Here is a 337-nt window from a genome sequence, read left to right on the forward strand (position 1 = left end):
TGCGTGGTTAACCAGTCATAGAAGTCATCCAACATCGGTTTAGCCTGCGCTTGTCTTTCTGTCCAACGCTCTTCGACCGAAGCCAGTTTTAATCGAGATTCAAGTGCGTACAACTTTTGGATTTTGGCTAACGCCACATCCGCTTTACCTGACTTACCTTTGCCCTGAAGCTTTTTCGCCTCCATGAACTTACGGCGTGCGTGAGCGAAACAACCGACATTAGCCACGTTGGTTAATCCGTCATAAGCCGCGTAACCATCACTTTGTAGATAGCCTGAGTAATCGCCCAAAAAGTTCACGGGGCATGCTCTCGCGCGGCTGTTTTGATAGTCGAACA

The 337-nt window shown here is 48.7% G+C and carries 1 protein-coding gene; it reads right to left on the reverse strand.

All coding sequences use genetic code 11. From position 1 onward, the window contains the following. A partial coding sequence (locus AACW06_RS20235) for an IS66 family transposase (RefSeq protein WP_192076398.1) occupies positions 1-337 on the reverse strand: 337 nt, incomplete at both ends.

The organism is Vibrio sp. S12_S33 (assembly GCF_963889785.1).
Lineage (GTDB): Bacteria > Pseudomonadota > Gammaproteobacteria > Enterobacterales > Vibrionaceae > Vibrio > Vibrio aestuarianus.